The sequence below is a fragment of the Thauera sp. AutoDN2 genome, assembly GCF_051280715.1.
Taxonomy (GTDB): domain Bacteria; phylum Pseudomonadota; class Gammaproteobacteria; order Burkholderiales; family Rhodocyclaceae; genus Thauera.
In genome coordinates this window covers 1-7,847 of the sequence record NZ_JBNCAR010000060.1, presented here as the reverse complement: position 1 = coordinate 7,847, position 7,847 = coordinate 1, and the positions used below count along the sequence as shown (strand labels likewise).

4 protein-coding genes are annotated in these 7,847 nt (G+C 64.2%); 1 reads left to right on the top strand and 3 read right to left on the bottom strand.

The genetic code is table 11. The annotated features are described in order from the left end of the window. Positions 1 to 158: 158 nt before the first annotated feature. From ACPT9U_RS16995 to purL, 3 genes are all read right to left on the bottom strand, one after another. The gene (locus ACPT9U_RS16995) at positions 159 to 1,472 is read right to left on the bottom strand and encodes an EAL domain-containing protein (RefSeq protein ID WP_435751817.1); all 1,314 of its coding nucleotides are present in this window, start codon (positions 1,470 to 1,472) and stop codon (positions 159 to 161) included. 2 nt (positions 1,473 to 1,474) lie between these two features. Continuing rightward, entirely contained in the window at positions 1,475 to 2,797 is a 1,323-nt protein-coding gene (locus tag ACPT9U_RS16990) for an HD-GYP domain-containing protein (RefSeq protein WP_418365378.1), read from the bottom strand. A gap of 118 nt (positions 2,798 to 2,915) precedes the next feature. Beyond that, the gene (gene purL / locus ACPT9U_RS16985) at positions 2,916 to 6,851 is read right to left on the bottom strand and encodes a phosphoribosylformylglycinamidine synthase (protein WP_435751816.1); all 3,936 of its coding nucleotides are present in this window, start codon (positions 6,849 to 6,851) and stop codon (positions 2,916 to 2,918) included. A 130-nt stretch (positions 6,852 to 6,981) separates the two neighbouring features. Between purL and ACPT9U_RS16980 the strand changes: the two genes are divergently transcribed. Next, positions 6,982 to 7,689 (top strand): fumarylacetoacetate hydrolase family protein, encoded by a 708-nt coding sequence (locus ACPT9U_RS16980; protein WP_435751815.1) that lies wholly within the window; start codon positions 6,982 to 6,984, stop codon positions 7,687 to 7,689. Positions 7,690 to 7,847 lie beyond the last annotated feature (158 nt).

The following is a 7,847-nucleotide window of genomic DNA, read 5'->3' as shown; positions in this document are numbered from 1 at the left end:
GACTGATCGCCGGCGCCAGCGCGCTGAGCATCATCGCGAAGATCGCGACCCAGGCGAAGAGGCGTTGGCGGGAGCGTTGCATGAGGGCTGTCGTGCGGATATGTGGCGGATATGTGGCGGTATTCTAATGCACGACACCCCTTCGGACTTGATCTCGATCAGTCATTCGGCAATTTCGCGATCATCGGCGCGGCGCCGACACGATCCTGCAGCCAGCGCAAGAACTCGGGCAGGGGGATCGCGCGCGAGAAGTGGAAACCCTGAAGATGGTCGCAGCCGAGTTCCGCCAGCAGGGCTGCCGTCTGCGCATTCTCGACACCTTCGGCAGTGACGACGATTCCCAGGCGATGCGAAAGATCGACGATGGAGGAGGCAATCTCGCGATCGCGCGGCGAGGTCGCGAGATCGGTGACGAAGCTGCGGTCGATCTTCACCTCCTGCACCGCGAAGTACCTGAGGCGGCTCATGCCGGAGAAACCGGTACCGAAGTCGTCGATGGAAAAATTCACCCCCAGTTCGCGCAGGCGTTGGAACACGCGGGTCACGTTGGCCCCGGCGCTCTCGTCGACCATGCTCGTCTCGGTAATCTCCAGAACCAGCCCCTCGGCGGGAACCCGCCAGGTTTCCAGTGCCTGCCGGATGAGGTCGGGAACTTCGGCATCGTAAAGATCCGTCGCCGAGAGGTTGATCGACAGGTCCAGCGCAAACCCTTCCGCACGCAACTCGCTCATGATCTGGGCCGCGCGGTGAAACAGCCAGCGATTGAAGCGATGACGCATGCCGAAACGGTCGATCAGACCGATGACCACCGGCGGCGGTACCCACACGCCATCGCTGCCCTTCCAGCGCAGCAGGCCCTCCGCTCCACGGCACTGACCGCTCGCGACATGGAGCTTGGGCTGAAGGTGCAGCTCAGGTTCATGTCCGCCGGCGAAGGCTTCACGCAGCTCGCGCTCGAGTGTCGCGCAGGTGGGCGCACTGCGCTCCATCGAGGCCTCGTAGACCAGATTCGTCCGATCCGATCGACCGGCGACGAGCCCCGCTATCCGGGCGGACTGAACGAGATGGAAAGCGTCGCGCCCATGGTCGGGGGAGAGTGCAGCCCCGCACACCACGCGCAGGGGCAAGGCCACGCCATCGAGCCGCACCGGGTGCTCGGAGAAGGCGCGCTCGAGCTTGAGCATGGCGAGCGTCAACACCCCAGCGCTCGCCACGCCGGGCAGAGAGATGAGCCACTCCTTGCCATCCACCTGGAACACCGTGTCGCGCGGACGCAGGCAGGCGCTGATCCGGCCGCCGATCTCGCGCCCCAGATCGCGCAGATGTTCGAGCGGCAGGCGGTAGAAGGTGGTGTCGGGCTGGGCATAGAGCGCGACCACCCCCACACTGGCACGCTCTTCGTCGCGCTCGGTGATTCGGGCCGAAACCTCGGACAGCGCGGCAAGAAAACCGGTCGGAGTAAGGGTGTCCATGGTCAGGCCAGGTAGAAATCTGCAGGGTCGATGCCGTACGAATCGGGCGGCAGCGCCTGGGTGATGCGATACGGCAGCCCTTCTGGCGTGGCGGGCTGCATGAGCAGGTTGAGCGTGCGCGGGAAGCGCTCGACCGTCTTGTCGGGCCCGAGCAGCACCAGCACCGTCGGCCTGAGGCGGCGTACCTGGTTCTGCTGGATGACGACGGCGACCTCCCCGGTGTTGAGCTCGACGAGCGTGCCGATAGGGTACAGCCCGATGCACTGGATGAACTGGTCCACGAGCACATCGCGAAACTGCTTGCCGCGCAGGCGGTTGAGCGTCTCCATGGCATGCTGGCTGGACACCGCATCGGAATACACCCGTTGCTGCGTCATGGCGCAATAGGTATCGACGATTCCGGACATTTCTCCGGGAAGCGGGATGTTCATGCCCCAAAGGCCGCGCGGGTAACCTGAGCCGTCATAGCGCTCATGGTGGACGCCCACGATGGCCAGCACCTCACGGTCAACCTCGGCACTTTCACGCAGGATCTTCAGCGTGTTGGTGACATGCGCCTTGACGTGCTCGAACTCCTTGGTCGTGAGCGGTCCGGCCTTGCGCAGCAATGCGTAGTCGATCTGGATTTTGCCCAGATCCTGCAGCAACCCCGCAAATCCGAGACGGCGAACCTCCTTGCTGTCGAACCCGACGAAGCGGCCAAAAATCATCAGATGCACCGAGACATTGACCGCGTGATCGTAGCTGTACTGATCGGTGCGCTTCAGCCGCGTCAGCCAGAGCAGCGCATCCGGATTGCGCTCCAGCCCCCCCGCCATCTCGTTGACGAGGCTCTGGACGACTTCGGCATCGAATCGCCCGCCGCCGTCGATGGCCAGTCTGACTTCGCGCAGCACGCGGAACACGTCATCCACAATCGGCGCCATGTAGCGCAATTCTGCCTCGAGTTCGCTACGTCTGGTTCCGCTATCGATCGGTGGCAGTTCGGGGAGCCGCTGGGTGTGGATCTTGCCCTTGAAGTCGCGCAACAGGCACAGAAAACGGCTCGCCTCCTGGCGCGAAGCCAGAAGATCCTCCGGGATGCCACCCTCGCGCCCGAGCAGCAGGTCATCTCCTTCGCCGATCGCCTTGTCGCTGAACTGGTCTCCCGTCGAGCGCAGGCGGTCGATCACCACCGTGCGGCAGTAGTTCTGCAGCGCCCTGAGCTGGTCCGTATTCCTGAGCAGAAAGCCCTGCATCAGAAAAGGCGTCTCCTCCCACGGTCGGTCGATGTCCGCGATGAACATTCCGATCCTGAGGTCGCGCGTTGCTATCGTCTGCCGCAATGATCACTCCGGTTGATGACCAGATACACTACCCCGTGTCCATGTATAACGGCATCCGAAGCCCGCACTTGAGCGCCGCCCGGCAGCGACGCTCCCCAAAGCGGGCATCACAGCTGCATCACCCCAGCCACCGCCGCGCATTGCGGAACATGCGCAGCCAGGGCGAGGCGTCCGGGCTTTCGGTCACCAGCCACGGCGGCGCCCACGACATCTGCAGCGTACGAGCCGTGCGCTCCGGGTGCGGCATCATGATCGTGAATCGACCGTCCGCGGTGGTGAAGCCAGTGACACCTTCGGGCGACCCATTGGGGTTCGCCGGATAAGCTTGTGCGGGATTTCCATGGTTGTCGACATAGCGCAACGCTACAAGCGCGCGCGCCCGGTCGCCCTCGTTGCGGAACACCGCCCTGCCCTCGCCGTGGCTGACCACGATCGGCATTCTGCTGCCTGCCATGCCCTGCAGCAGGATGGACGGACTCTCTGGCACCTCAACCATCACGAAGCGCGCCTCGAACTGCTCGCTGCGGTTGCGATGGAAGGTCGGCCAAGCCTCGGCGCCTGGAATGATGGGCGCAAGGTGGGCCATCATCTGACAACCGTTGCAGACGCCGAGCGCGAAAGTGTCGCTGCGACAGAAGAAGACTTCGAGCGCATCGCGCAGACGTTGGTTGAACAGGATGGACTTGGCCCACCCCTGGCCCGCACCGAGCACATCGCCGTAGGAGAAGCCACCGCAAGCCGCCAGCCCATGGAAGTCGGCGAGATCGATGCGACCCGCCTGCAGGTCGGACATGTGCACATCGACCGGCGTGAAACCGGCGCGCTCGAAGGCGGCCGCCATTTCGAACTGGGAGTTCACACCCTGCTCGCGCAGCACGACGACCTTGGGCCGCGCGCCACGTGCGACGAAAGGCGCCGCTACATCCTCGCGGACGTCGAAGGTCAGCGCGACCGACAGGCCGGGATCGCTGGCATCGGCGAGCGCCTCGAATTCCTGCTGTGCGGATTCGGGATCGTCGCGCAGCTTCGCGATGCGATGGCTCGTTTCGGACCAGGCCTGCAGCAGCTCCACCCGGCTGGCGGCGAACACCAGCTTTGCGTTGCGGCGGAAGCGGATCTCGTCCTTGTCGTTCGGCTCACCAATGAAGTGGTAGGCAAGCTTCGCGGCGCGCAAGACCTCGGTGATGCGGGAACGGTCATCGCGGCGGATCTGTATGACCGCGCCGAGCTCCTCGGCAAAGAGGCCAGCGAACAGGCGATCATCGAAGCGGCCCTTGAGGGAGTCCGGTTTCTTCTCCAGGCCGTCCACGTCCATCATGTAGGGGTCGTAGCAGACGGTATCGAGGATCAGCGACAGGCCGCATTTCGCGGCGAAGGCCATCTCGCACACGGTGGCGAAGAGACCACCGTCGGAACGGTCATGATAGGCGAGCAGCAGGCCATCACGACGCAACTGCTGGACCGCATCGAAGAACGCCTTGAGCTGGTGCGGATCGACGTCGGGGGCATGTTCACCGACCGCGTCATACGCCTGGGCCAGCACCGAGCCGCCGAGGCGGTTCCTGCCGTTACCAAGGTCGATCAGCAGCAGCTCGGTTTCCACACCTTCAGGCAGATACAGCTGCGGGGTGAGCGTGTTGCGGATGTCCTGCACCGGAGCGAAGGCGGTCGCGATCAGTGACAGCGGGGAGACGACCTGCTTGTCCTCCTCACCGTCACGCCAGGCTGTGCGCATCGACAGCGAGTCCTTGCCCACCGGGATGGAAACCCCGGCGCTGATGCAGAATTCGGACACTGCCTGCACGGTGTCGAAGAGCTTCGCGTCCTCGCCACGGTGCCCAGCGGCCGCCATCCAGTTGGCGGACAACTTCACGTCCCCCAGCTTCTCGATATCGGCCGCGGCGATGTTGGTGATCGCCTCACCAATCGCCATACGACCCGAAGCTGGCGCGTCCACGCAGGCCAGCGGCGTACGCTCTCCCATGGCGAAGGCTTCGCCGCGGTAGCCCTGGAAGCTCATCGCGGTGACCGCGACGTCGGCCACCGGCACCTGCCAGGGGCCGACGAACTGGTCGCGCGCGGTCAGGCCGCCGACCGAGCGGTCGCCGATGGTGATCAGGAAGCTCTTGCTCGCCACCGCCGGCATGCGCAGCACGCGCATACCGGCTTCCTGCAGGTCGAAATCGGTCGTATCGAAGGGCGGCAGGTGCACCGCGCGGCGCGACACGTTGCGCGTCATCTTCGGCGGCTTGCCGAGCAGCACCTTCATGTCCATGTCCACCGGCTTGTTGCCGAAGTGGCGGTCGGACACCGTCAGACGGCCGTCCGCGGTAGCGGTACCGAGCACCGCGAACGGGCAGCGCTCGCGCTCGCAGAAGGCCTGGAACATCGGTAGGCTCTCGGGCGCGATCGCGAGCACGTAGCGCTCCTGCGATTCGTTCGACCAGATCTCGCGCGGGCTCATGCCCGGCTCCTCGATATGCACCTCGCGCAGTTCGAAGTGCGCACCCAGGCCGGCGTGGTCGGCGAGCTCGGGCATCGCGTTCGACAGGCCGCCCGCGCCGACGTCATGGATGGCGATGATCGGGTTCTTGTCGCCCTGCTGCCAGCAGGCGTCGATGACCTCCTGGCAGCGGCGCTGGATCTCCGGGTTGCCGCGCTGCACCGAGGCGAAGTCAAGATCGGCGGTGTTGGTGCCGGTCGCCATCGACGAAGCCGCACCGCCCCCGAGACCGATCAGCATGCCCGGGCCGCCGAGCTGAATCAGCAGCGTGCCCGGCGGGAAGGTGGGCTTCTCCGACTGCTGCGCCTGGATGCTACCCAGGCCGCCGGCGATCATGATCGGCTTGTGATAACCCCGCACCTCACCCTGCACCGCCTGCTCGAAAGTTCGGAAATAGCCGGCGAGATTGGGGCGGCCGAATTCATTGTTGAACGCAGCGGCACCGATGGGCCCCTCGATCATGATGTCGAGCGCGGAGGCGATGCGCTCTGGCTTGCCGTAGGGTTTCTCCCAGGGCTGGCCGAAATCCGGAATATTGAGGTTGGAGACCGTGAAGCCAGCCAGGCCGGCCTTGGGACGCGAGCCGCGGCCGGTCGCGCCCTCGTCACGGATCTCGCCGCCGGCGCCGGTGGCCGCGCCTGGGAAGGGCGAGATCGCGGTCGGGTGGTTGTGCGTCTCGACTTTGGCGAGGATATGGGTCTCCTCGTCATGATAGCGGAAGGCACCGTCGGCATCGGGATACAGGCGGGCAATGCGCGCGCCTTCGATGATCGAGGCGTTGTCCGAATACGCGACCACCGTGCCGTCAGGGTAGGCCTTGTGCGTATCCTTGATCATGCCGAACAGGGACTTCTCCATCGGCCGCGCGTCAATCACCCAGTCGGCGTTGAAGATCTTGTGACGGCAGTGCTCGGAATTGGCCTGGGCGAACATCATCAGCTCGACGTCGGTCGGATTGCGCCCGGAGCGGCTGAAATTCTCCACAAGGTAGTCGATCTCATCCTCGGACAGCGCCAGGCCAAGATCGCTATTCGCGCTCTCAAGCGCGGCGCGCCCGCCAGCGAGGATATCGACCGTGGTGAGCGGCTGCGGCGCATAGTGGTGAAACAAGGCGTCGGCCTCGTCCTCGCCGCCGAGCACGGACTCGGTCATGCGGTCATGCAGCAGGGCGAGCAGCGCGGCATTCCCTTGAACCCCGCGTGCATCGATCGAATACGCAATGCCGCGCTCGATGCGCACGATCTTGTCGAAACCGCATTGGTGCGCGATATCCGTCGCCTTCGATGACCAGGGCGAGATGGTGCCGAGACGCGGCACGACGAGTACCATCACACCGCCGGGAAGCGTCTCGCTCTCGGGATGCGCATCGAGCAGGCTGATCAGGCGGGTGTGCTCCTCATCGGCCAACGGAGCCTCCAACTCGACGAAATACCGGAACTCCGCCGCCAGGCCGGCGAGCTTTGGTACCACGCCCTCCACTGCACGGCTAAGACGTTCCAGACGGGAAGGTGAAAGCGCCGCAGCGCCACGCAGTTTGAGGATCGAGGTCATGATTCTCGGAAGCAAGGTCTGAAGACTGGCCGTCGCGGGATGGCATCCGGCAGGACCATGGATTATAACCGAGCCCCCCGTTGCGCTCGGGCGTTGTAGACTACAGATCTCTTATTTGCGGAAGTTGGACGTGGCGGACATCAATTACCTTTGGGCACCTCCAGCGCCCGTGACGCTACCAGTGCGCGGCACGAGCGCACGCCTCCCGGTAAACCGCGTTTTTTTCGTCGGGAGGAACTACCAGGCGCACGCGAAGGAAATGGGCACCACCGTCGACAAGGCGACCATGCGCCCCGTCTACTTCACCAAGTTCGCCCAAATGGTCGTGGCCGCGGGCGGATCAGCGCCCTACCCTCCTGAAACGCAGGACTATCATCATGAGGTCGAGTTGGTGGTGGCCCTCGGCACTGGCGGCTTCCGAGTCACCCCCGACGCCGCGATCGGAATGATCTACGGCTACGCCTGCGGTCTGGACATGACCCGGCGCGACCTGCAGGCCACCGCAAAGGCCAAGGGCAATCCCTGGGACGTGGCAAAAAACGTGGAAAACGGCGCGGTCGTCGGCGAAATCACTCCCGCTGAGGGACGTATCCCCTCCGAGGGCGAGATTTCACTTTGCGTGAACGGGGAAGTCCGCCAGCACGGAAACCTCTCCGACATGATCTGGAGCGTCCCCGAGATCCTCTCCGACCTCTCAAACTACTACCACCTTGAACCCGGTGACCTGATCTTCACCGGCACCCCTGAAGGCGTTGGCCCCGTCCAACCGGGCGACCAGTTGGAAGGGCGCATCGAAGGGGTAGGAACCCTCAGCTTCAAAATCGCCCCCCCGGACTGACTCTCTCACCGAGCAGGTCACGGCAATATCCGCCTTTATGTTGCTGCGGGCATTGCACTCGTGTTTTCGGTCACGGGTGTTTTTTGCTTTTGTGTTGTTTGTAGACGCACGAACGCCCTGATGATTTAATTTTCATCAGGGCGTTGTGTAGTTGGGTT